20 protein-coding genes are annotated in these 24,406 nt (G+C 44.9%); 7 read left to right on the plus strand and 13 right to left on the minus strand.

The features are described from left to right. The first annotated feature begins 47 nt into the window (after nt 1-47). From M4S28_RS24890 to M4S28_RS24900, 3 genes are all read left to right on the plus strand, one after another. Entirely contained in the window at nt 48-1,418 is a 1,371-nt protein-coding gene (locus tag M4S28_RS24890) for an L-serine ammonia-lyase (RefSeq protein ID WP_054542996.1), read from the plus strand. 515 nt (nt 1,419-1,933) lie between these two features. Then, nucleotides 1,934-3,412 (plus strand): peptide MFS transporter, encoded by a 1,479-nt coding sequence (locus M4S28_RS24895; RefSeq protein WP_017094988.1) that lies wholly within the window; start codon nt 1,934-1,936, stop codon nt 3,410-3,412. Between the two features lie 201 nt (nt 3,413-3,613). Beyond that, nucleotides 3,614-4,396, plus strand: a complete 783-nt coding sequence (locus M4S28_RS24900; RefSeq protein WP_065584573.1) for a siderophore-interacting protein — start codon at nt 3,614-3,616, stop codon at nt 4,394-4,396. Between the two features lie 115 nt (nt 4,397-4,511). On the opposite strand, the gene gntR is transcribed toward M4S28_RS24900, so the two are convergent. The 12 genes from gntR to M4S28_RS24960 all read right to left on the minus strand — a co-directional run bounded on the left by gntR (nt 4,512) and on the right by M4S28_RS24960 (nt 18,410). Next, the gene (gene gntR / locus M4S28_RS24905) at nt 4,512-5,513 is read right to left on the minus strand and encodes a gluconate operon transcriptional repressor GntR (RefSeq protein WP_249633165.1); all 1,002 of its coding nucleotides are present in this window, start codon (nt 5,511-5,513) and stop codon (nt 4,512-4,514) included. 139 nt (nt 5,514-5,652) lie between these two features. After that, a complete protein-coding gene (gene gnd / locus M4S28_RS24910; protein WP_249633166.1) occupies nt 5,653-7,161 on the minus strand; it encodes an NADP-dependent phosphogluconate dehydrogenase in 1,509 nt (502 codons plus the stop codon). A gap of 3 nt (nt 7,162-7,164) precedes the next feature. Beyond that, nucleotides 7,165-7,662 (minus strand): gluconokinase, encoded by a 498-nt coding sequence (locus tag M4S28_RS24915; RefSeq protein ID WP_017059513.1) that lies wholly within the window; start codon nt 7,660-7,662, stop codon nt 7,165-7,167. Between the two features lie 118 nt (nt 7,663-7,780). Then, nucleotides 7,781-9,103: a TRAP transporter large permease gene (locus tag M4S28_RS24920; protein WP_065606581.1), complete on the minus strand. Its 1,323-nt coding sequence runs from the start codon at nt 9,101-9,103 to the stop codon at nt 7,781-7,783. Beyond that, nucleotides 9,096-9,653 carry a TRAP transporter small permease subunit gene (locus M4S28_RS24925; protein WP_017079674.1) on the minus strand — a complete coding sequence of 186 codons (558 nt, stop codon included), beginning with the start codon at nt 9,651-9,653 and terminating at the stop codon, nt 9,096-9,098. The genes M4S28_RS24920 and M4S28_RS24925 overlap by 8 nt, the downstream gene beginning before the upstream one ends. A 65-nt stretch (nt 9,654-9,718) precedes the next feature. Continuing rightward, nucleotides 9,719-10,735, minus strand: a complete 1,017-nt coding sequence (locus tag M4S28_RS24930) for a TRAP transporter substrate-binding protein (RefSeq protein ID WP_009845626.1) — start codon at nt 10,733-10,735, stop codon at nt 9,719-9,721. Between the two features lie 200 nt (nt 10,736-10,935). After that, nucleotides 10,936-11,838: an EamA family transporter gene (locus M4S28_RS24935; RefSeq protein WP_249633167.1), complete on the minus strand. Its 903-nt coding sequence runs from the start codon at nt 11,836-11,838 to the stop codon at nt 10,936-10,938. Between the two features lie 162 nt (nt 11,839-12,000). After that, nucleotides 12,001-12,705, minus strand: coding sequence for a phosphonate utilization transcriptional regulator PhnR (gene phnR, locus M4S28_RS24940; RefSeq protein WP_249633168.1), 705 nt, complete (start codon nt 12,703-12,705; stop codon nt 12,001-12,003). Between the two features lie 68 nt (nt 12,706-12,773). Further along, nucleotides 12,774-14,483, minus strand: a complete 1,710-nt coding sequence (locus M4S28_RS24945) for a putative 2-aminoethylphosphonate ABC transporter permease subunit (protein ID WP_445329544.1) — start codon at nt 14,481-14,483, stop codon at nt 12,774-12,776. A gap of 21 nt (nt 14,484-14,504) precedes the next feature. Then, entirely contained in the window at nt 14,505-15,614 is a 1,110-nt protein-coding gene (locus M4S28_RS24950) for a putative 2-aminoethylphosphonate ABC transporter ATP-binding protein (protein ID WP_249633170.1), read from the minus strand. Nucleotides 15,615-15,841: 227 nt separating this feature from the next. Beyond that, entirely contained in the window at nt 15,842-17,263 is a 1,422-nt protein-coding gene (locus tag M4S28_RS24955) for an FAD-dependent oxidoreductase (protein WP_249633171.1), read from the minus strand. Between the two features lie 136 nt (nt 17,264-17,399). Further along, entirely contained in the window at nt 17,400-18,410 is a 1,011-nt protein-coding gene (locus tag M4S28_RS24960; protein WP_249633172.1) for a putative 2-aminoethylphosphonate ABC transporter substrate-binding protein, read from the minus strand. A 367-nt stretch (nt 18,411-18,777) separates the two neighbouring features. On the opposite strand from M4S28_RS24960, the gene phnW reads away from it, so the two are divergent. The 4 genes from phnW (at nt 18,778) to M4S28_RS24980 (ending at nt 23,677) form a co-directional block, all read left to right on the plus strand. After that, nucleotides 18,778-19,881: a 2-aminoethylphosphonate--pyruvate transaminase gene (phnW, locus tag M4S28_RS24965; RefSeq protein ID WP_249633173.1), complete on the plus strand. Its 1,104-nt coding sequence runs from the start codon at nt 18,778-18,780 to the stop codon at nt 19,879-19,881. Continuing rightward, nucleotides 19,881-21,338, plus strand: a complete 1,458-nt coding sequence (locus M4S28_RS24970) for an aspartate aminotransferase family protein (protein ID WP_249633174.1) — start codon at nt 19,881-19,883, stop codon at nt 21,336-21,338. Before phnW ends, M4S28_RS24970 begins: the two co-directional genes overlap by 1 nt. 114 nt (nt 21,339-21,452) lie before the next feature. Then, nucleotides 21,453-22,271, plus strand: a complete 819-nt coding sequence (gene phnX, locus M4S28_RS24975; protein ID WP_102488320.1) for a phosphonoacetaldehyde hydrolase — start codon at nt 21,453-21,455, stop codon at nt 22,269-22,271. Between the two features lie 335 nt (nt 22,272-22,606). Then, the gene (locus M4S28_RS24980; protein ID WP_004730153.1) at nt 22,607-23,677 is read left to right on the plus strand and encodes an OmpA family protein; all 1,071 of its coding nucleotides are present in this window, start codon (nt 22,607-22,609) and stop codon (nt 23,675-23,677) included. A gap of 137 nt (nt 23,678-23,814) precedes the next feature. On the opposite strand, the gene M4S28_RS24985 is transcribed toward M4S28_RS24980, so the two are convergent. Further along, the gene (locus M4S28_RS24985) at nt 23,815-24,213 is read right to left on the minus strand and encodes an OsmC family protein (protein ID WP_017064824.1); all 399 of its coding nucleotides are present in this window, start codon (nt 24,211-24,213) and stop codon (nt 23,815-23,817) included. Between the last annotated feature and the right edge of the window lie 193 nt (nt 24,214-24,406).

Genomic DNA, 24,406 nt, shown 5'->3' on the forward strand with positions numbered 1-24,406 from the left:
ACTTTAACCAGAGTTCGTTCATCGAACCGTCTTCACAGGAAGTTACTATGCTGTCTATTTTTGATATCTACAAAATTGGGGTTGGCCCGTCCAGCTCCCACACAAATGGACCAATGATCGCTGGGTTTAACTTTACCCAAAAAATTGATGCTCAGCTTAAGCAAGTGAAGCGTATTCAAATCGACTTATATGGCTCGTTATCATTGACGGGTATTGGTCACCACACAGACAGAGCAACTTTGTTAGGTTTGCTCGGTAACCGCCCCGACACTATTAAGATTACCAGTGCTAACCAAGCAATGCGTAAAGCGATTGAAGATAAATCTCTACTGGTTAGCGGTAACCATGAAATTCACTTCGATGTAGAAAGCGACTTACTCTTCCATAAGACTAATCTTCCGCTTCATGAAAATGGCATGACCATCTCTGCCTTTGACGCAAGCGGTAGTCTTCTAGATATGGAAACGTACTACTCGATTGGTGGTGGCTTTATCGCAACCGCTGATGAGCTACAAAACGGCAAGCAAGAAGCAGAAACACAAGTTGAGTTCCCTTTTTCTTCTGCCGACCAACTACTTGAATTGTCAGAGCAGCAAGGGCTTAGCCTTGGTGGCTTAATCCTGCGCAATGAAGTGTCTTTTCAAGGCATGGACGTGATTGACCAAAAAGCTGACCAAATTTGGAAGGTGATGTCTCTGTGTATGCAGCGTGGCTTTGACACCGAAGGTATTCTTGATGGCGGACTAGAAGTCACCCGTCGAGCGCCTGCTCTTCTGAAAAAGTTGGAAGCGAATGCTTCGATTGAAAACGATCCAATGGAGATCATGGATTGGATTAACCTGTTTGCCTTTGCTGTAAGTGAAGAAAACGCAGCGGGTGGCCAAGTGGTAACATCTCCAACCAATGGTGCGGCTGGCGTTATTCCTGCGGTATTAATGTACTACCATCGTTTCATTAAAGAGCTAGACACCAAGCAGTTGAAAGACTTCTTGGCAGTCTCTGGCGCTATCGGCATCCTATACAAAACCAACGCTTCGATTTCTGGCGCAGAGGTAGGTTGTCAGGGCGAAGTTGGCGTATCTTCATCAATGGCTGCAGCAGGCCTAACTGCCCTGCGTGGCGGTAGCAACGAGCAAATCTGTATTGCGGCTGAAATCGCGATGGAACACTCTCTCGGCATGACATGCGATCCGATCGGCGGGCTTGTTCAGGTGCCATGTATCGAGCGTAACGCAATGGGTGCAATGAAAGCCATCAACGCATCACGTATGGCTCTAAAACGCACCAGCAAGTGTCTTATCTCGTTAGACAAGGTTATCGCAACCATGTACCAAACAGGTAAAGACATGAACAAGAAGTACCGTGAAACGTCTTTAGGTGGTTTAGCGGTGATCCACATGGCGCCACCGTGTGAATAGTTAGATGCGGTGACCAATTAGATGCGGTGACCAGTTAAATGCGGTGACTAGTTAGTTGCGATGAATAGTCGAGATACAGAGAATAGTTGAAACGCAATGCATCGCTGACTCGCACGACGAGAAATCGCCTCATTCAGAACCGTTATTGTAAACTTAGTTTTCGATATCCAAACAAAGGCCAGCCACCAAGCTGGCTTTTTTATTGGCTAAAATCCAACAGCCAATTGAAAGTGATACTCACTTGAACATTTTACAAGATGACCAATGTTAACTTTTCCTTTATCAGTTCATTACTTAGCCACAAATGAAGGTAGTTAAATTTCTCACAGTTATGCATCCATTATCAAAATCTAACATTGCAAATTTCATTCATGAGAAATATCAATGCACTCATAAGAAAAGGTATATCGAGTAAAGTTCTGTTTGGGATGCATGTTTAATTTTATGTATTGCTAGTGATGGTATTATAATTAGGTTATTACACTACATCTTAATACTAATGTGAGAATAAAATAATGTGGAATAGATTAAACAAATCAATGATGTTCTGCCAAATGATGTTTGGACTTTCGTTCTATGGCGTCATGGTGATCTTGACTCGTTTCTTCCTTGAAGATCTTAACTACAATGAAGCCGACACAATGATGGTTGTTGGTGCTTTCTCTGCAATCGGACCGCTATTTGCTATTGCAGGTGGCTTCATCGCCGACAAATTCTTAGGCGCATACCGATCGTTGACCATTGCCTTTCTAGGGTTCGCAAGTGGTTATGCTCTACTGGTACTCGGTGCCGCGGCGACCAATGTTCCAATGGCATTATGTGGTATTGCTTTAGCGAGTTATGCGCGTGGTTTGATGTCCCCTTCTTACCCAAGTCTTTACAAACGCACGTTCAAAACTCAGGAAGATTTCGAAAACTGCTACCCTATCAACTACTCAGTCAACAATATTGGTGCGCTTTTAGGCCAGTACTTGTTCCCGATGCTAGTGCTGGTTGTTGGTTTCCACGGTGGCTTCCTTCTTTCGGCTGCTCTAGCAGGTGCCGCACTTCTGATGATGCTCTTTGTTCGCAAAGGCCTTGTTGAAGCAAGTGCTGAAATCGACCAAAAACCAGTAAGCACTAAACACTGGGCTGCATTCCTTGGCCTTTCTGCTGCAATGATTGGTTTGGTATTCTTCATGTTTTCTAACATGGATATCGGCCAGAACATCGTGTACGCAATTGGTGGTGCAGCGATCATCTACTTTGTCTCTTTGATGATGAAATCGAAGAAGTCAGACATGCTGAAGATGGGTACGATCTTAATCATCACATTCCTGACGACATGTTTCTTCGTGTACTACGGTCAAATGATGACATCGATGACAATGGTTGCAATCAACACAATGCGTGGCGATCTATTCGGTTTCATCCCTGTAGCCCCTGAAGCGTCGATGGCAATGAACCCACTTTGGTGTATGGTTGCAGGCCCTATCATTACGGGCATCTTCTCTAAACTAGAAAAGAAAAACATTCATTTCTCTACCGCAACCAAAGTAGGTTTCTCTTTCATTCTGACTGCGATCGCTTTCGGTATCTTAACGATGGCAGTAACAACCGTTGGTGAAGATATTCTGATTCGCCCTGAAGTGTTCTTAGCAATCCACTTCTTCCTAGCATTTGGTGAGGTTATTGTTGGTTCTATGGTTGTAGCATTCATCCTGTCTGTTGCACCTAAGCACATCGAGAACTTCTCAGTAAGCTTATTCTCTGTCGCAATCGCACTATCAGGCATTGTTGGTGCTGTATTCTCAACGTCTATTGCACTTGAGAAAGGCCAAGAGATCACACAAGAGATCGTTCAAACGGTTTACGGTGATTACTTCCAACTATTAACTATCCTAGCGGTAGTAATGGTTGGTATCGCAATGGCTGCATCGTTCATTATTCGTAAGATGTTAGAAGCAGCGAAAGCCGCTGAAGAAACGATCGAACTAGAGCAAGCAAACAGCTAATTCTGCTCACGTTAAACAGTTCCAATACACCAAGCCCTTTAGTTTTCTAAAGGGCTTTTTTTGTCGATATTTTTGTTTCTATTGATATAGGGTTCAAGTTACGTTGCGCTTGTGTAAATAAAAGTAAATGATAATTATTAGTATTGAGTGTTTTCTTGTTCAGGATTATGATGTGGAAATCAAAATCTAAGAGAGCCTTATATGAGCAAGCCTAGCCCTATCACATTAACCGTTACTCAAACCTCAACCATTACACCGAATATGCAGCGTATAACGCTTAGCGGTGAAGGATTAAGTAAGTACCCAACCGAATGTGCCGGCGGCTACATCAAGCTTTTGTTCTCGCCACTCGGCACCACAGATTTAAGTCAACTGAACGAAGGTGAGCGCCCAACCATGCGCACTTACACCATTCGTCAGTACAACCCTGTCGAAAAGTGGATTGAGGTTGATTTCGTACGCCACATCACCACAGATCTGCAATGTGGCTTTGCTGCAAGATGGGCAATGAACGCAGAAGTAGGTGACACGGTTTCAGTGGCAGGTCCTGGATTAATTCAAGGGCTGAATCTAGAATCGGATTGGTTCTTCTTGGTGGCAGATATGACGTCGCTACCTGCGCTCTCTGCCAAAGTAAAAACGCTTCCGGAACACGCAGCAGGCCACGCTGTCATTCAGATCAATTCAGTAGCAGACAAGCAAACACTTGAAGTACCTCAAGGCATCAAAGTCACTTGGCTGATTGAAGATGAAACTGAAGAAACACTTTCACAAACAGTTCGCAACACAGAATGGTTAGAGGGGCAGGTTTCGATTTGGACGGCGTGTGAATTTGAAAGCATGCGCGAACTAAGACAGTACTTCCGCAACGAAAAAGAAGTCGCGAAAGAGAACATCTACATCAGTAGTTATTGGAAGCGTGGCGTCACTGAAGATGGCCACAAAGTGTTGAAGCAACAAGATGCTCAAGCTTTAGCAGGTTAAACCTGTCACTACATACATCTTCTTGCTAGATAAATAGAAAACGCCCTTAGCGAAGTTCATCTCGTTAAGGGCGTCTTAGTTTGAATCCGATGAAAATCAAAGTCGAAGTGTAAAATTAAATACTCTCCCCCACTTCAATCTCATAACCAAGATCCAGCTTTGCCACCCATTCATTGTTGCCTTGCAAACGCGCTACAACTTGCTGTGCTGCGACTTTACCGATCTGCTCCCTAGGTGTTACTACAGTCGCTAAACGCGGCGTCATCGACACGGTGATGTCGTGTCCGTGGAAACCTGCAATCGCCATCTGCTCTGGTACCTGAATACCACGTCGTACACACTCGTAAAAAGCACCAATGGCCAAATCATCGTTAGTACAAAAAATGCCATTCACTTCAGGGTGCTTCTCAAGTAACTCGCCAATCAGTTTTGCACCCAGAGTAAACGAGGAAGCGTCTTCTGTTTGCAGCGTTACTGGCGTTTTGTCGGCTTCTTGCATCGCATGCTCGTAGCCCGCCATTTTCAAGCGAGTACGTTCATCCATACGTGCCGCTAAGTAAGCGATATTGGTACGCCCCCGGTCGAGCATGGTTTTGGTCATCGCTCTAGCCGCTTCGAAGTTATCAAAGCCAACCGCTTGTTCAATACGGGGAGACACCGAATCCATAATTTCAATCACAGGGATAGAAACTGTCTGCAACATCTTACGCGCTCTATCAGTGTGCACGTTTTCTGAAAGGATAATCGCGTCAACGTTGTAAGAAAGCAGCGAAGCGATGCTCTGCTCTTCCAGTTCTGCGCTATAGCCATAGTGGGCAATCATGGTTTGGTAACCCGCAGGCGCGGTGACTTGCTCAATACCACGAATAACTTCAGCAAAAACTTGGTTAGTTAACGAGGGGACCAAAACACCAATCGCATTGCTTTTTGCGTTGGAAAGAATGTCTGGTGCGCGGTTAGGGATATAACCTAGCTCGTCTACTGCATCGCTGATCTTATCTCGCAGTGCTTCTGATACTTGAGAAGAATCTCTCAGGCAGCGACTGACGGTCATTTTGGTGACACCAACTAAGTTGGCAACATCTTGTAATGTGGGACGTTTTTTCTTATTCGACATAATTAGTAATTATTATTTTTGAGTTATGTTACTGGTAACAGTGTATCCGACTGACGTGGAATTTGAAGCCTAATTTAGTAAAATGTTGATACAGCGTCAAAATTACAAACGCCCTCTTGTTGAGGGCGTTATTGATTGTTTAAGCGTTTACTTTTACTTCAGTTCTCGGAGACTGACTCCAAGTCACGTGAAACTTTTCAGCTTCCTCTCTATCGACTCGTGAATAGGTATGTGAGCCAAAATAGTCACGTTGCGCTTGCAATAGATTCACTGGTAACACTTCACAGCGCAGAGAATCAAAGTAGCTTAATGCTGAACTGATCCCCGGCATCGGCACACCATACAAAGCTGAGTTAGCAACGGCGATACGCCAAGCAAGCTCTCGCTCTTCCACTTGTTTGATGAAATCCTCGTCAAACAACAGGTTCGCCAGCTCACCATTTTGTTGATAAGCCGATGTAATACCTTGTAAGAATGCTGCACGAATAATACAACCTGCTCGCCAGATCTTAGCTATTTGAGTGAAATCGAGATTCCAACCCTCTTTGTCTGACGCTGTCTTTAATAAATCAAAGCCTTGTGCATAAACAGACAACTTGGCGCAATATAGAGCATCATGAAGTTCAGAAATAACCTCTGTTTTATCCAACTGACTCGCATCAGCAACGTTGCCTTTTAGCAGTTTTCTACCTTGAACACGCTGTGCTTTTTGACCGCTCATTGCACGCGCATAAACCGCTTGAGCAATGGTTGGGGTTGGACACCCTTCTTGAAGGCTGTTAACTGCTGTCCATAAGCCTGTGCCTTTCTGGCCAGCCTTATCAAGCACAACATCAACAAATGGCTTCCCCGTCGCCAAATCTTCTTGTTGAAGAATGTCGGCACTGATTTCCATCAGGTAACTATTAAGTACGCCAGTATTCCATTGCTCAAAGACTTGCCCAATCTCTTGAGCTGGCATTTCAAGTACATCACGCATGAAATGGTACACTTCGCAGATGAGCTGCATGTCGGCATATTCAATACCGTTGTGTACCATTTTCACATAGTGCCCTGTACCAGAAGGACCAACATACGCCGCGCACGCTTCACCCGCTTCAAACTGAGCAACCGGTAGCCCATTAGCATCCACTTTTGCAGCAATCGCTTCCCACATCGGTTTCACATATTGCCAAGCCGATTGGTCACCACTAGCCATAAGCGCCGGGCCAACACGAGCCCCTTCTTCACCACCAGATACAGCAGTGCTGAAGAAACGAAGCTTGCCTTTATAGTTAGCTTCGCGGGCTTCTGTGTCAGTCCATAAACTGTTACCTGTATCGATAACAATATCGTCATTTTCTAAGCCAGCATCAAGCAAGCTATTCACGACGATATCGACAGGTTTTCCAGCAGGAACCGACAAAGCGATTACACGCGGCTTAGCTAGCCCTTGCAACACATGCTCAAGGCTAGTGCCTTGTGTGAACTGACCTTTACCAGTAAACAATTCATTAAGCAGCTTTGCTTCTGAACTAGCGCGCTCAATGTTATCTGTATTCAAATCAAAGCCAGCAACGTTAAAGCCGTTATCCAGTAAGTTGAGTGCAAGGCTTTTGCCCATCACACCCAAACCAATCATCGCGATGTCGTTTTTTAACTGAGTCATGGTTTAGCCTATCTGCTTAATTTGTTTGAGTGCACTTTCTACTACCTGTTCGACATCTTGTGAGATATCAACAAACAACGCATCGGCTTCATTCGGTTCAACCAAGGTTGCGAATTGGCTTTTCAACATTTCTTGACCATTGAAGTAATGGTTCTCGCGCGCTTTATGGCGGTTCCAAATGGTGTCGAAGCTACCTTGTAGGTACACGATAACTAAGCCTTCATTGTTCTTTCGTAGAATGTCGCGATATTGAGGTTTCAATGCAGAGCATGCAATCACAGCACTTGGCTGCTCAATGTATTGCTTGTTGAGTGTTTCTAGCCACCCTTGACGATCTTCGTCAGTCAGCGGAATACCTTGACGCATTTTTTCTACGTTGCTTTGCGGATGGAAGTCATCGCCATCAAAGAATTGAAGCTCTAAAGCCTGTGCGATACGGCTACCAATTAGGCTTTTCCCGCATCCAGATACGCCCATCACGAGTATTTTTTTGCTTTTCATAAGGCAAGCCTTCCCTAAGCCCCAACCAAAACAGGGGCTGACAATCGAATCTAATAGTTAAACTTGTGTTGCTGTTGATAGGTTCCTGAACGTTAAACTCGCTCTGGAACCTTTGCTGTTATTGCCACCAAAGCGCGAGCTGAGGAAAGATAATAACCAGTGCCAGCACCAATACTTGAAGTGCAATGAACGGCAGTAGTGAAGAGAAAATCTCACCTAAGCTGATGTCTTTTGGTGCGACCGATTTCAGGTAGAAAGCCGCTGGACCAAATGGTGGTGACAAGAACGACACCTGCATGTTTAGACAGAACACAACGCCGAACCAAACTGGGTCGAACCCAAGGCCAGTAATGATTGGAACGAAGATTGGCATTGTTAGAAGTGCCACACCTACCCAGTCAAGGAACATGCCTAAAACCAGCAAGATAGCCATCATGATTAGCAGTGTTACTGTTGCGTTACCGCCACTGAGCGCAAGGATGGTTTCTTCAACAAAATCAATACCGCCCATCAGGTTGTAAATACCAACCAATGCACTAGCACCGATACCAATCCACATGATCATGCCGCAAGTACGCATGGTTGCGATGGCACTCTCTTTCAGCATGTTGAAATTCAACTCACCACGGATAAGCGCACTGATCATAATACCAACCACACCCAAAGCAGACGCTTCTGTTACTGAAGCGATACCCGTGTAGATACTACCTAGAACTGTTGCTACAGAAAGCAGTGGGAAGAACAGAGCCTTGAAGTAGCTTGGCTGATTTGCGATATCTTCTTCTGTCTCATCATCACTCGGAAGAGGAGCCAGAGAAGGATTCAGCTTACAGCGAATCAACACGTAGCCGATGTAACAGCCCGCAAGAATAAACGCTGGCAAGAAAGACGCTTTGAACAGGTCTCCAATCGATACGCTGGCTGTCATACCGTAGATGATCAGTACGATACTTGGCGGAAGCATAGTACCAAGTGCGCCACCTGCACAGGTTGTACCGATAGCCAGCTTACGGTCATAACCTAAACGAAGCATTTGTGGCAGTGCAAGAATACCCAGTAGTACCGTTTCACCACCGATAACGCCTGACATCGAAGCCAATAGAACCGCGACTAATAAGGTTTGGACTGCCACACCACCACGAACTTTACGGCCGACAGATTTCATTGCATCAAACAAATCGCGAGCAATGCCCGAACGGTCTAATAAAGCCGCCATCAAAACGAACATCGGTACTGCTAAGAACACATAACCAGAAGCAAAACTGTAGGTACGGCTTGCGATCAAAGGCAGGGCATCAGGACCAAACCAACATAGAGTGAAGAAAATTGCGACAAAGCCTGTTACGAACGCTAGCTGCATACCGGTCAGTAGCAAGCCAATCATCATAACCAGCATGAGCAAGCTGCCCCATGCGATACCAATAGAAGATAAATCAAACATCGTCATTCTTCCTTAGACCCATCAACTCTTGGATTAGGTGCAATACAAACTGGACAACAAGAACACACAAAACGACAAAAATCAGGCCTTTCAGCAGCGCAGGATAAGGCGCGTTTAACACTGACCCTGATGTTTCAAGGCGGAATTCACCCCAAGGTGCAAACCATGCTTCCTCTGCGGTGAAGTAAGCCGCATAAGCCAGCATGCCAGCAAAGGCCAAACCCACAATGTGGTGAACAAGATTAAGATATTTGCGTGCTTGGTTAGACACTGAATCGTAGATAAGAACCACACGTACATGCTTATTCGCAGCAAACGCGTAGATGCCACCAATAATGAATAAAGAACCACCGATGAAAGAAGCTGTTTCATGTACCCATGTGGTCGGGGCATCGAATGCGTAACGCATCACAACTTCATAAAATGAAATCAATACAGTAAAGATAAAAAACCAGCTCACGAGATTACTGAACTTTATAACAAAACGATCAAGCGCATTTCTTGGTTGCTCGTCGTTTTCAGCTGGGGCATGGGGAGTTTTGTCTGTCATGGGCCAAATATCCTGGGAGAATACGGGAGAGCAGTGCCCTCCCCCGTCAGTAAACTAAGTTTAAATTACAGTAAGCCGTTTTCTTCTAGGAACACAGTCACTGAGGTGTAAACTTTTCCTGCGTTATCAGAACGCTCTGCAAATACCTTCCATTGGCCTTTCGCGATTTCACGGAACTTCTTACGCTCTTCTTGAGACCAGTCGTGGATAGTGATTTCTGGATTGGCTTGTGCTTCTTTCAGTGCCGCTTGGTCAGCCATTTTCAGCTGAGTCGTCATGTCGTAAGAGAAGTCACGCACTGATGTTTGCAGCATTGTTTGTAGATCAGCTGGCATCTTGTCCCATTTCTTCTGAGAAATAGAGATATCGATAAGCGGTAGTGAGTGAAAGCCCGGTTGAACTGGGTGTGTTGCAATGTCGTTCATGCCCGCTTTTTGGTTGGTAGAAAATACCGTGTAGTCCGCAGCATCAATTACGCCTTTGCTTAGGCCAGTAAATACTTCAGAACCCGGCAGGTTTACCGGAGTCGCACCCGCAGCTGCAAACACTTGTTGTACTAGGCCTTCAGGTGCACGCAGTTTAAGACCTTTAAGATCCGCGACACCATCAATTGGTTTTTTAGAAATGAAAGACTCAACACCCGTAGTAGAAGCACCAACAAACTGAACACCGTAAGGCTTATACAGTTCAGTCATTAGCTCGTTACCGCCGCCGTAGTTCATGTACTGAAGCAGTTGCGTTGTGTCTGACCATGCACCAACCATGTTACCAATTAGGCCGAATGCTGGATCTTTACCAGAGAAGTAACCTGTTGCTGTGATGTGGCCATCTAGGATGCCCATTTTGATCGCACCAAGCGTTTCTGTGTGCTTAACCACAGCGCCAACAGGAAGTAGATCGATATCAATACGTCCGTTAGACATCGTCTCTACTCGCTCAGCCCACTTTTGCTGAACCTTGAAGTTCAAATCGCCAGATGGATCTGAAGATTGAATCTTAAGTTTAAAGTCTGCAGCCATTGCTGAAGTAGCAAATAGACCAGTGAGGGAAGCAGCAATCAGCGTTTTAGTCAGAGCTTTCATTTGGGTATCCTTATGAGTTTCACAGAGTCCGGCTTGTTATTATATGTTACCGGTAACGTTGGGGTGAATGTTACCGGTAACTTTACAGCCTTGTCTATGAGAAGGATCACATCTTTAACATTAGTAAAACGTTTGCTATCAATAAGAAAAATGTGACTAAAAAGTCACATTATAGGTTGGAGGTAGGATTTAATCTCTTTTTAAGTCAGTGAGATAACTAAACCTGCAATGATAAAAACGACGCCTACACCGCGAGTGGCGTGCCACTTTTCCTTTAAAAAGTAGATCCCCATCACTACGCCGAAGATGATGCTCACTTGCCTAAGTGCCACAACCAAGCTGACGTTTTCTGTCATGGTCATTGCAAACAACACCAGACCATAGGTCGATGCCATCATGATGCCTGCAACAGTGGCTTTCTTGCGTAGTATCCATGCGTTGGTAAACTCGATTCTTTGGTTGGTAACGAATAACCAAATACTCAGCGGAATCACAATCGCCCAAAACTGAATGCCTAGATAGAAAATCGCGGTGTGCTTATTAGTTATAACTGATGTACTCAAAGGATCGAGTAACAGAAGCGCTTCTTTATCAATGATGGAATAGCCCGTGGTACCTATTGCGGCGATGAGCGCCCACAACACGCCAAGGTTTAGGTAGGCCTTAAGCCTCAACTCAGATAATTGCTTCAACGGGACAAACAAACAACCCAAGGTAATCAAGGTGAACCCAATCCATTGATTAGACGACAGTTCATAACCAATCAACACTGTACCCAAGCCAACCATTAGAACCGGAAGAGCTCGGGCCATTGGATAAATCACGCTGATGTCTGCTTGTTTATAGGCAGTCCCTAACCCAATCAAATAGACGATTTGACAGATCCCGCTCAAGAAAACCAGTTGCCAAAATGGAAGTGAGATATTTAACAGGCCAACACTGTAAACATACCAAATCAAATATGGCGTCAAAATCGCTGCGGCGGCAAAGCCAGAAGCCAGAAAGAAAGACGAGCCCGATCCTTGATTAGACTTGCCTAGAACATTCCAACCCGCATGCAGCAAAGCTGAAATAATCACGATGACAATGGCAGAAAATTCCATTTCATTCCTAACTTATTGATGAATTAGCACAACGGCTGACAACAGGTGATAAAAAAGGCCTCCGAATAAGAGACCTTTGATCGTTTCAATTAAACACCCTACAAAATTGCAGGTGCCAATACGATGCGCGTTCTAGCTGCAACTAACGTTCAAATTGACAGACTAGCGTTCTAGCTGAGCGATCGACTCAATACTGATCGCGTCGTGGCGCCAATATTCAATATCGCAATCAATCAAATCACCATCTTGATTATAGTTAACACGCTCGACCACCATAGCCGCAGACCCTGAGGTCGCACGCAGTGCTTGGGCTGTTTCGCCAAGCAAAGACGTTGTACTCACGCGGTAACGGATCTTCTGATACACAACACCAAAGTGCTCTCGGTAGATGTCAGTCAACGATTTAGACAAGTCGTAGTCAAGCAAGTTAGGGAACAGCTCAGGTCGAATGTAGTTGGTCACATACACAACAGGTCTGTCTTCAAGGTAGCGAACTCTGTCCACTCGATAAACATCTGAAAACGGTTGAAGATTAAGAAGCTTTGTTGCTTCTTTGGTGGCTAACATGCCTTTCGCTGCCACTAATTCCGTTTTTGGTTTTCGGTTCTGCGACAAAGCCATGTTAGTGAAATTCAAAGTTTGCGTCGGATCATAGCGAAGCGGATCAGGAGAGATAAACCAACCGCGTCGATCTTCTCGATAAATACGCCCTTCAGCTTCAAGTGAAGACAGGGCTTCGCGCAACGTTACTCGTGTCGTATCAAACGATTCAGCCAGTTTGCGCTCCGCAGGCAGCTTCTGTCGTGGTGTTAACATCCCCGACTCTATCTGCTCTACGATGACATCTTTGATTTTTACGTACTGCACTTCATTTCCTTTTATTCTTGTTCTTGTCGTCAGCCACTCCTTGGCCAACTGCAATATAAAATAGTTCGCTAGCGTTTACGCCAAGCTTGGGTGCGCTTCTCGAATAACTTGTTGATTAACATATGGATCAACTTCGCGCTAGCTGCCGATATCATGATCATCACTGCCATGGCAGCTGCTGCACCCGTTTGCCCCGCATCATCCATATTCAGTACTGAAACTGACGCAGGTATCGTATCGGTAGAATACAAGAATACTACCGCAGATGTCGTGGTAAGTGCATTAATAAACAGGTATGTCGCAATATCTAAAATCGCAGGCAGACAAACTGGCACCGTCACCTTAAAGAACAGCTTGTATTGCGGTAAGTTCACCGAGGCTGCGGTCGCTTCAATTTCATCAGGTAGTTGTTTTAATGCCGTTAACGCTGTCATGTGGCCGACTGTGTAGTAGTGAACCACGGTGTTAATCACCAAGAACGCCATTGTTCCGTATAGGAAGTTTAAAGGGTTACTTAAATCGTTGAAATAAAAGATATACCCTAAACCAAGTACCATGCCTGGAACGGCCATCGGCACCACACTTAGCATCTGCATCACCTGACGAATAGGCCCGAATGCTCTGCCTTTCTCAATACAATACGCGCCCAAGAAAATCAGAACTGTACCGACAATAGCAGTCCAAGCGCCGAGCGTTAGAGAGTTAAAGAATGGCGTCCAACCGTAAGTACTCATCTCAGAAAAATTATAGTTATTTAGTGTTAACGCCTTGTTCCAAGGCCAGAACGTGACCATTGACCCGTATATCGCCATACCCAACACAATAATCACAGCCGCCGATATGATGACGCAATAAAGAAAGCACAACCCATCACGTAGAGTGCTTGGCTCTGGTTGGTACGCGACAGAGCGAGTATCAAATAGGCTCTTCTGCTTCTTTTGAACCCAGCGATCAACGGTAAACGCCAATAATGCAGGCAACAGCAAGATGATACTGGTCACTGCACCCATCGAGAAATTCTGTTGCCCCACCACCTGTTTAAATATGTCGGTCGATAACACGTTGTAACTACCACCAATCACCTTCGGTACGCCAAAGTCACAAACGACCAATGTAAACACAACGATCAAAGTGCTGATCAAACCATACTTTGCTGCTGGTAACGTCACCATAAAGAAGGTTTTCAAAGGTGAAGTGTTTAAGGCTCGTGCCGCTTCATAAAGACGAGCGTCAGAGGTTCTCAATGAAGTAGTTAAAATCATTAAGGCATGTGGAAACGTCCAGAATATCAAGCCCAATGATATGCCAATCAAACCATAGATCGAATTACCCCCTAATACTTCCTTAGCGATACCTTGGTTACCAAACAGGAAGATAAGACTAATCGCGGGAAGCAACGACGGAGCTAGAATCGGCGCTGAACCCAACACCTGAAAAAGCCCCTTAAAAGGCATGCATGAACGAGTCAAAGCATAGGCATAGCCAAACGCTAATACTCCCACGACAACGGTCACTAACAACCCAAGCGTGAACGTATTGCCTACCGACTGCCACAGGCTTTGAGAAGCAAAATACGTTGCGAAATTCTGTAATCCTACAAATTCTCCGTCTGCATTCTGAACGCTTTTTTTCAACATTGCCCACAGTGGCATCAGGATAAACAGAGTCATGACCACAGACAAAAAGGCCAACAGCCCAAATAGGATTACGTTGTCTTTACTTAATCGAGCCAGAAAAGGCTGTACTCGTCGTTGAATTAGCAGCTTAGATTGCATCATTTGAGTCGATTCCATGATTATTTACGCCGCCTCGTCTTTCATCACTTGCAGGCTTTTCGATGGGTAAGCTCTCAGGCCTTCTTGGTCAAACGCCACATAACGAATATCACTGCGACGCAGCTTCAATCGGTTGAACTCTTTGACTGATACATCAACGATGATCTCTTTCGCCATTGAGTCATGTTGCAATTGACATTCAACACGATAAAACGCCCCTAAGAATTCGCTTGATACGATTCTCACGGGTAATGACTCACTAAAACGATCCACAAACTGGATTTGCTCTGGACGAACGGCAATATCGAAAACATCACCAAGTTTTGGAGTGAGGTTATCTAAACCCGGCAACGGTAACATCGACTCAGCAATACGTATCTTGCCTTGCGCCGCAACAGAAGCTTGAATGAAGTTCATGCTGCCAACAAACTCAGCAACAAAACGACTGACGGGTTTTTGGTAGATCTCTTGTGGAGCACCTACTTGCTCAATGACACCATGGTTCATCACCACAATTCGGTCTGCCATCGTCAAGGCTTCATCTTGGTCGTGCGTCACCATAATAGTGGTGATACCTAGCTTGCGTTGCAGTTGGCAGATCTCGTCACGCAGATGCGTTCTTACCTTCGCATCCAACGCAGAAAGAGGCTCATCGAGTAGCAACAAGCCTGGAGACAACGCTAACGCGCGAGCCAGAGCAACACGCTGCTGCTGTCCACCAGATAGCTGATTTGGAAACTTCTGACCAGACGTTGGTAGGCCAATGGTCTCTAACCAAGACTCAACCGTCTTAAGGGCTTCTTTGGTCGACATGCCCTGATTTTTCAGACCAATCGCAATGTTTTCTTCCACAGTGAGGTTTGGAAACAAAGCGTAAGATTGGAATACGATGCCAAAGTCGCGCTTTTCTGGTGGCAAGAAGGTCGTATCCTTACCGTTCTGCTCAATAGAACCTGAAGTTGGTAAATCTAGACCTGCAATCGCACGTAATAAGGTGGTTTTTCCACAGCCAGATGGGCCAAGGAAGCAGACGAACTCGCCTTTATCTATCGATAGGGAGATGTCTTTTAACGCTGTAAATTGGCCAAATTGCTTTACAACGTTTTCAATATTCAAATAAGTTTGGTTGCTCATACTACAGCACTCTCTATATGGTATATACCAAATTTAAACTGAGAATATTGCAGTTGAGTGACAAATTTATAGTAGCTAAATGACAGTTATATTGCAGATATAATAAGCATTAAAGATTGCTATTTGTTCAGCATTGAAAGTTAGTTCAACGTTGAAAGCCCTCAGTGACTTGCCCATAAATCACTGAGAGCCTCAATGTAAACTTCTAATTTAAACGCTAGATTAATCTATGATTCAACCTTGTCGGCTTTGCCCGCCGAACCTGCGAGTTTGGATAACTGTTTATCTAGCCACAATGGCGTGCTACCCGAATCTTCCGCGTTCTCTTTTCTTCGCACCGCATCACGCACCATCATCGCACCTACCCAACGAAATGGCTCTGGCGGGAAGTGTCCCAACGGGCCTTTGGTTAAACCGCTTCGTGTCCATGCATTATCGATATCGAGTACCATGGCTGACAAGATCTTCCCACCCATACGGGTTTGAGCCACGCCATTGCCTGAATAACCAAGCCCATAATAGATGTTGCTTTGGCCTTTTAGGTTACCGAAAAATGGCAATCCGGTGACCGAACGATCTGAGCCGCCAGACCAATTGTAATCGAATTCACTTTGTTCCAATTTAGGGAACAGTTTTTGAAACGATTGATTGAGAATCGGCAGGTAGTTGGTCGTTTGGTTAAACATGCTTTCAACTTGATTGGCAAACGAGAACTTATTACCGCCTTTGCCCAACATGAGTCGTCCGTCTTGGGTATCTCGGTAATAGTGGACAAAGATACGCGAATCTACTACCGCTGCCCCTTTCTCTGGACCAAACTGCTTGAGCTTTTCAGGAATAGGCTTGGTCACCACCATATCGGAAGAGACAACCACTATGCTGCGTTTGAACTCTTTAAAGTGATCGAGCATCCATGCGTTGAGTGCCAAAATCACTTTGTCCGCAAATACTGACCCGCCTTTGGTTTGAATTTGAGCTGGGGAGCCATAGTCGAGTGATGTCATCTCTGTGTTTTCGTGAATTTCGACACCCAGTTCGAGAGCAACTCTGCGCAAACCTCTAGCCAATAACGCTGGCTGCACACTGCCCGCAGCTTCTGAGTAGTAACCCTCTATGTGGCGATCAGATCCCGCTTTATCAGCCAAAGAATTGTCGCACTTCTTCCAGCTATTGATACCCTGCTTAACCAGCTCATTAACGACAGGCTCCATTCCACCCTTTTGAGCTTCATTGGTCGCCGTGTAGTAAGTACCGCTTCGATATAGATGCGCGTCAATCTTGTGTTCGTTACAGAAGGCTTCGATCTCGTATATAACCTTTTCCGATTCCTTAACCAACCATTTCGCTTGTTCTTTTCCATAGAGCTTTTTCAGCGTCGGATACTTAGTTGACCACGTCAGCATGCACCCGCCGTTCGCACCAGAAGCACCGCTCCCACATAGGCCTTTTTCAATCACGACAACATGTTTTTCGGGTTGCTGTTGTTTGATTAAAATCGCCGTCCATAAACCCGTATAGCCACCGCCAACAATGGCGATATCACAGTTGACGTCTTTTTGGAGCGGCTTAGCCGAATCTAACCCCGCATTGATGTTGCCAAACTCTTGTTCCAACGCTTGCTTGAACCAATATGAGTAGTGCTTTGTCATTTGTTGTACCTTACTTAAAACCTAAAGGCGTAAAACTAAAAAAGGAAGACCGAAGCCTTCCTTTACTGATCTCTAACTTCTAACGAGCTAAATAGTTAAATAACTGAATAGCTAAATAACTGAATAGGTCGTCAGGTTAAGATTTTGGCTCTGATTTAGCGTCAAACTTCTCAGACCATGTTTTCAGAACATCTGCACGTTCGCTGCCCATACGAGCGAAGTCCATTTTTGCCATGTTCTTCTCTACGTTCGGGAAGTTCTCTGCTTTACCTGTTACATCTTGGTGGCCAACAACTGGGTACATTTCGATGTAAAGTTCGTTCGCTGCTTTAGAGATAGACCAATCGATAACACGTTGTGCTGCATCTGAAGGCTTAACAAGGCCTACCGCTTCAGATTCCCAACCGATACCTTCAGGCGTAATCACAGAAAGTGGCGCACCTTGAGTTTTTAGCTTCGCACCTCGGCTCGCCATAGAAATACCGATAGCCACTTCACCCATACCCGCTTGAACACATGGCTTCGAACCGGAGTGCGTGTAATGAGCAATGTTTTGATCTAGCTTCTGCATGTAGTTCCAACCTTGGGCTTCACCCATGTTTTGCAACCAAGCTGAAACCTGCATGTAACCCGTACCAGAAGACGCTGGGTTTGGCATCGCAATGTGGCCCCTATAGATAGGCTTCGTTAGATCATCCCAAGACTTAGGCGCTGGCAGGTTCAGTTGCTTAGCAACTATTTCGTTAAAGCAAACGGCATTAAAGAATGCATCATTGCCGTACCAAGCTTGAGTAGATTGTGGGTCGTTAAGGTTCGCGCGTAACGCTTCTACACCTTGAGGTGTGTAAGGTTTCAGAATGCCCTCTTCTTTAAGCAGAGCCATAGAAGAACCCGCAAGTCCCCAAACTACTTCTGCACGAGGGTTATTTTTCTCTGCCAATAATTTTGCCGTCATGATCCCGGTAGAATCACGAACCCATTTGATGTTGATGTCTGGGTTTTCACTTTCAAATGCGTTTTTGTATTTCGCTAAAATGTCAGTTTCAAAAGCGGTGTAAACCGTCACTTCCTGTGCTGCATAAGCATGACCAGCTAATAGAGTAACTAATGCTGCAAGTGATCCTTTCATAAAACGGTTTTTCATCATTTTCTCCAGTCAGGCTCAACTCTAAAGTGAGAAGTTGCCAAAATTAAAAGTTACCGAGGTTTAACGCTTCTTAAATTAGAAGCCCCATCAAGAGGCTTCTATATCCATAAATTCATTTAGGTTGTTAACACACACCTTCACATTGGTATGTACCAGATTTCGAGTATTAAGCTAACTGGCTTTTATGACGATTAAATGAACAAAAAATGGCAATTTAAAGATCGGAAAATTTCTCAACACAAGTGACAAATTTTAATATGAAGCTTTTGTGAAAATAACGTTTGGGCTATTTACGACCGTTTAAATTGGTTGTTAAAGTAACCGAAAATATTGGTATAGTCCAAAACACAAATCACGAGAGTTGAACATGAGAAACGAATACTTACTGCTGACACCGGGTCCTCTATCTACTTCTGAAACCGTTCGCCAAGCGATGCTAAAAGATTGGTGTACTTGGGATGATGAATACAACAAAGACGTTGTTGAAGTGATTCGTAGCAAGCTTGTGACTTTGGCGACTAAGCAACCGGGATATACAAGTGTATTAATGCAAGGCAGCGGCACTGCTTCAGTTGAAGCAACAATCGGCAGCGTTATTTCTAACAACGGAAAGCTTCTTGTGGTTGATAACGGTGCGTATGGCGCTCGCATTGCTCAAATCGCCGAATATTTAAACATTCCATGTCATGTCGTTTTCCCAGGTGAAACATCACAGCCTGACTTGAACGAAATGGAAACGGCATTGGCCATGGATTCAGACATTACTCACGTAGCGATTGTCCACTGTGAAACCACTACGGGTATGCTGAATCCAATTGAAGAGATTGCCAAATTGGCAAAACAACACAACAAAACCGTCATTCTTGATGCGATGTCGAGTTTTGGCGGTATCCCTATGGATATTGCTGACTTGGGCATCGATTACATGATCAGCTCTGCAAACAAGTGCATTCAAGGTGTACCTGGATTCGGCTTTGTTATTGCTAAGCAATCGGAACTTGATAAGTGTAAAGGCCAAGCTCGCTCATTAACCCTTGACCTGTTTGACCAATGGCACTGCATGGAAAGTAATCATGGTAAATGGCGTTTCACCTCTCCGACTCACACAGTACGTGCTTTCTACCAAGCTCTACTTGAATTGGAACGAGAGGGTGGCATCGAGGCTCGTCATAATCGCTACCAAACCAACCAAACTACATTGGTTGCAGGTATGCGCTCTCTTGGCTTTGAGCCACTGCTTAATGATGACCTTCATTCACCTATCATTACCTCTTTCTATTCTCCAACTCATAGCGATTACCAATTCAAGGAATTCTATGACCGTTTGAAAGAGCAAGGATTTGTGATTTACCCGGGCAAGGTTTCAAACGCAGACTGCTTCCGTATCGGTAACATCGGTGAAGTTTACCCGTCAGACATTGAAGACCTAATTGGCGCGGTGAAAAACGCTATGTACTGGGACATCAAATAATGACGACGACCAATCCAGAGCCAGTTCTGAATGCGACGCACTTTCGAAGCGAAGGCGATGTGAACACTACACCAGCGCGTGAGAAATGGAACGAGTCGCTAAACGATGATGCAACTCAAGCGATGTTAAAACGTGATGCTGACGTGTTTCTTCATCAAGCGATGTCAACGCCTTGCCTAGACACACTTGAAGCAGCTGAAGGCATCTACATTCAAGATGCGACGGGCAAGAAGTACATGGACTTTCACGGCAATAATGTTCACCAGTTGGGTTATGGTCACCCACATATCATTAATAAAGTGACTCAGCAAATGGCGTCATTGCCGTTTTCACCGCGTCGCTTTACCAATGAAACCGCCGTTCAGTGCGCTGAAAAGCTCACGCAGATCTGTGGTGGCGATTTGAATCGCGTGTTGTTTGCTCCCGGTGGTACATCTGTGATTGGCATGGCACTCAAATTAGCGCGACATGTCACCAAAAACTTCAAAGTCGTTTCATTGTGGGATTCATTCCACGGCGCTTCACTTGATGCGATCTCCGTCGGTGGTGAAGCTTGTTTTCGTGAAGGTATGGGGCCGTTAATGGCAGGCGTAGAGCGCATTCCACCAGCAGTCTCCTATCGTGGTGCTTTTCCGCTTCGTGACTCTTTTTCGCCTCGCGATAGTTTTCCGTTAAGTGGGAGTAGCGCAGGCGACGACAATGAGACTGCATGTGATGTGCACTACGCAGACTACCTAGAGTACGTCATAGAGAAAGAAGGTGGCATCGGTGCCTTCATTGCAGAAGCGGTTCGTAACACAGACGTGCAAGTACCAAGCAAAGCTTACTGGAAGCGCATCCGTGAGATTTGTGATAAGCATAACGTCATGTTGATCATCGACGACATTCCAAACGGTATGGGTCGCAGTGGCGAATGGTTCACTCACCAAGCTTTTGATATCGAACCTGACATTCTTTGTATCGGTAAAGGTTTTGGCGGCGGCTTAGTTCCAATCGCAGCCATGATCACTAAAGACAAATACAACACGGCAGCGCAAGTATCTCTTGGTCACTACACCCATGAAAAAAGCCCAATTGGTTGCGCGGCAGCACTCGCCACCATGGAAGTGATTGAGCAAGAAAACCTACTTGAAAAAGTACAAGCCGACAGCGCATTCGTGCGTGAACAGCTGCTTCAAATGAAAGAGAAGTACCCAGTCATTGGTGACGTTCGCGGCATCGGCCTGCTCTGGGGGGTGGAGTTGGTCACTGACCACATCACCAAAACCCGAGCTTTCGATGAAGCAGAAGCCGTGCTTTACCAATGTCTAAACGATGGCCTGAGCTTTAAGGTGTCACAAGGTAATGTGATTCAGTTGAGCCCACCATTGATCATCAGTCGCAGCGAACTAGAAATTGCTCTGTCTGTATTCGAAAAAGCGATAGCAAAAGTCTGCAAAGACTTTGAGTACCTTTAAACCACCTTTTAAAGCATGTCTTGAAGCAATAATTTCAAGCAACCAATAACCTAAAACAATCATTCAACTCCCAGAACAACCTGAGCCGGGAGAGAACAGAAATAGGACACGACTATGAACACAACATCACCTATCCAAGCGGTTATCTTTGACTGGGCTGGCACTATCGTTGATTTTGGATCATTTGCTCCAACCAGTATTTTCGTTGAAGCATTCAGACAAGGTTTCGACTTTGATATCGACTTAGCAGAAGCGCGTGAACCTATGGGGATCGGCAAATGGGACCACATCCAAGCAGTTGGTCGAATTCCAGCCGTTGACGCTCGTTGGAAGGCTCAATTCGGACGCTCCATGACAAGTGAAGATGTTGACGCGATCTACGCGGCATTCATGCCTCTTCAAAAAGCGAAAGTAGCCGATCACGCAGCTCCAATTTTAAACGCGATAGAAGTGGTCAATAACTTAAAAGAGAAGAACGTGAAGATCGGGTCTTGTTCAGGTTACCCACGTGAAGTGATGGATGTGCTAATCCCTGCGGCTGCAGATTACGGTTACCACCCTGACAACATCGTAGCAACCGATGACCTACCTCAAGGTGGTCGCCCTGCTCCATTTATGGCACTGAAAAACGTAATCGACCTAGGTGTAACTAGTGTTGCTGCGTGTGTAAAAGTAGACGACGCAGCACCGGGGATCGATGAAGGTCACAACGCAGGGATGTGGACAGTTGGACTTGTATTATCGGGGAACGAAGCAGGCTTAACGTATCAAGAATATTTAGATGCAGACGAGACAACACTTGCGGCTGCACGTGAAAAAGCAAGCGTTAAGCTAAACAAATCAAATCCGCACTACCTGATCGATACCATTGCAGACCTACCAGGCGTCATTGCAGATATTGAAAAGCGATTGCTTGAGGGTGATCGTCCATAATTCAAGCAAATCCAATTATGTAACCTAATAATTCGTCAGAATAAAACTTAAAACCTCGTATCAACTAACCGTGATACGAGGTTTCTTTGTTTTCCAACATTTAAGACAACATTTAATTGACAAACAAATCAGTAAATAGCACCTTAAATATATAATTTTTAACAATTTCATTGACTCCAATACGCAATCAGATTAACAATACGTCAATGAATTCTAAATCGTTTCAACCTGAGCCAACGCCTTGATTTACTTACTTTAGCAGTGTCGTAAACCAGTAAGTTATCTTTTATAAGCAGGTTCAGACAAAAATAAAAAATAAACCCAAGGATAAGATTATGAAAAGACTGTCAAAAATCATGTGTGCTGTCATCGCTGCTTCGGGATTAGCTTCGGCTCCATCTATCGCTGCCACGACATACGTTGGCGCAAAAGTGGGCATGGGCTGGTTAGACAGTGCGTGTGTTGACGGTACGAAGTGTGATGATGATGCAATCGGCGCAGGTATTTACTCTGGCTATAACTTCTCAGACAAGTTTGGTATTGAATTAAGCTCTGATTTCCTTGGAGACTACAAAACTAGTTTTACAAAAAATGGTACTACAAGCCAATTCAGCGACCCAATCATTGCCATCTCATTGACTCCAATGTACCGCCTAGCAGTACAACAAGAATTCGACGTATTCTTTAAAGCAGGTCCTGCTTACATTTCACACGGTGGCGAAGATGACGTTGTTCTTTCTGCTGGCATCGGTCTAGAGAAGCAGCTTTCTTCTGATTGGGCAGTTCGTGTTGAATACCAATATTTTGATGATTTCGACGACAACTACGTTCAAGACCTGAACTCGAACCTACTATCAGTTGGTGTTAGCTACAACTTCGGTACTGGCAACACAACAGCATCAGCGGTGGCTGCAACAGCTTCTGCAGTAGCAGTGACTCAAGCGCCATCTGAGCCAATCACAGAGCCTGCAGTTGTCGTTGAAGAGAAGATGGCTGTCGTTGTAACTAAAGCGCAAACAGAGAGCTACTCTCAAGAAATGTTCGCAACTAACAGCACTGAACTATCTACAGATGGTAAAATTGCGCTAATGCCATTAGTTGAAGTACTAAAAGCTCACCCTCAGTCTTCAGTAGCTGTTGTTGGTCACACAGACTCAACAGGTGCAGCTGAGTATAACCTAATGATCTCTAAGAAACGTGCTGCTGCTGTAGCCGCATACATCGAAGAGCAAGGCATTGAAGCAGACCGTATTACAGCTTCAGGTGAAGGCGAAGAGAATCCAATTGCATCAAACGCTACAGCTGAAGGTCGTGCTCAAAACCGTCGTGTTGACGCAACGATCCCTGGTTTTGAATACCAAGAAGAAGTCAAAGTTGAAGAAGTTATCGTAGAAGCTGCTGAATAATAGCACTCTACCTTAGTTAAAATAATAAGGGCGGAGCACTTTAAAGTGCTCCGCCCTTTTCTTTATCTGGTATGCCTATAAACCGTAAGCCGTAAGCCGTAAAGATTAGCCTACCGCCAAGCTGTACAATCAGAAGACTAGACGATTTCCCAACTATGGGTCATCTCTACGCCAGCACCCAACATTAGACATACAGAACAGTACTTTTCTAATGAATCCGCACACACCTTAGCAACCTGCTCAGGATCAAGGTTGTCACCAGACACTTCAAAGTGAATATTAATCACAGTAAAGATTTTCGGCGCTGTTTCACGACGTTTGGTTTCAAGCTTTGCATTACAACCAGTGATGCTTTGACCCGCAGATTTCAAACCGTCCACTACATCAACAGAGCTACAACCACCAGCAGCCATTAACACCATTTCCATCGGGCTTGGCGCAGTAGCACCGCCGCTTCCATCCATAACAATAGAATGGCCTGATTGAGATTGACCGAGGAATTTAAAGCCTTCGACCCATTTAACTTCTGCTTGCATGTTGTTCCTTAGATGTACGAAAACGTCATCATTATCTAGTATTTTATATCAATGCCTACACCCTACTACTGGCGGCATTTATGAGCAAGATTTTCTATTTGAGATATTTTTTTCATGAATAGTGTAATTTTTTCCATCTAAAACCTGTCTCTATTCGTACATTCAAAATCGAATGAGAAAAACGTCAAGATGA

Source organism: Vibrio sp. J383, assembly GCF_023503985.1.
GTDB classification, from domain to species: Bacteria; Pseudomonadota; Gammaproteobacteria; order Enterobacterales; family Vibrionaceae; genus Vibrio; species Vibrio splendidus.

Bases quoted from the DNA above. Each gene is read 5' to 3' on its own strand.
- M4S28_RS24985 (WP_017064824.1), bottom strand. From the start codon at position 24,213: ATGCAAGCAGAAGTTAAATGGGTCGAAGGCTTTAAATTCCTCGGTCAA.
- gnd (WP_249633166.1), bottom strand. From the start codon at position 7,161: ATGACTCAGTTAAAAAACGACATCGCGATGATTGGTTTGGGTGTGATG.
- M4S28_RS24970 (WP_249633174.1), top strand. From the start codon at position 19,881: ATGACGACGACCAATCCAGAGCCAGTTCTGAATGCGACGCACTTTCGA.
- M4S28_RS24920 (WP_065606581.1), bottom strand. From the start codon at position 9,103: ATGTTTGATTTATCTTCTATTGGTATCGCATGGGGCAGCTTGCTCATG.
- M4S28_RS24930 (WP_009845626.1), bottom strand. From the start codon at position 10,735: ATGAAAGCTCTGACTAAAACGCTGATTGCTGCTTCCCTCACTGGTCTA.
- M4S28_RS24955 (WP_249633171.1), bottom strand. From the start codon at position 17,263: ATGACAAAGCACTACTCATATTGGTTCAAGCAAGCGTTGGAACAAGAG.
- M4S28_RS24935 (WP_249633167.1), bottom strand. From the start codon at position 11,838: ATGGAATTTTCTGCCATTGTCATCGTGATTATTTCAGCTTTGCTGCAT.
- M4S28_RS24925 (WP_017079674.1), bottom strand. From the start codon at position 9,653: ATGACAGACAAAACTCCCCATGCCCCAGCTGAAAACGACGAGCAACCA.
- phnW (WP_249633173.1), top strand. From the start codon at position 18,778: ATGAGAAACGAATACTTACTGCTGACACCGGGTCCTCTATCTACTTCT.
- M4S28_RS24960 (WP_249633172.1), bottom strand. From the start codon at position 18,410: ATGATGAAAAACCGTTTTATGAAAGGATCACTTGCAGCATTAGTTACT.
- gntR (WP_249633165.1), bottom strand. From the start codon at position 5,513: ATGTCGAATAAGAAAAAACGTCCCACATTACAAGATGTTGCCAACTTA.
- M4S28_RS24900 (WP_065584573.1), top strand. From the start codon at position 3,614: ATGAGCAAGCCTAGCCCTATCACATTAACCGTTACTCAAACCTCAACC.
- M4S28_RS24895 (WP_017094988.1), top strand. From the start codon at position 1,934: ATGTGGAATAGATTAAACAAATCAATGATGTTCTGCCAAATGATGTTT.
- M4S28_RS24915 (WP_017059513.1), bottom strand. From the start codon at position 7,662: ATGAAAAGCAAAAAAATACTCGTGATGGGCGTATCTGGATGCGGGAAA.
- M4S28_RS24945 (WP_445329544.1), bottom strand. From the start codon at position 14,483: ATGATGCAATCTAAGCTGCTAATTCAACGACGAGTACAGCCTTTTCTG.
- M4S28_RS24950 (WP_249633170.1), bottom strand. From the start codon at position 15,614: ATGAGCAACCAAACTTATTTGAATATTGAAAACGTTGTAAAGCAATTT.
- M4S28_RS24890 (WP_054542996.1), top strand. From the start codon at position 48: ATGCTGTCTATTTTTGATATCTACAAAATTGGGGTTGGCCCGTCCAGC.
- phnX (WP_102488320.1), top strand. From the start codon at position 21,453: ATGAACACAACATCACCTATCCAAGCGGTTATCTTTGACTGGGCTGGC.
- M4S28_RS24980 (WP_004730153.1), top strand. From the start codon at position 22,607: ATGAAAAGACTGTCAAAAATCATGTGTGCTGTCATCGCTGCTTCGGGA.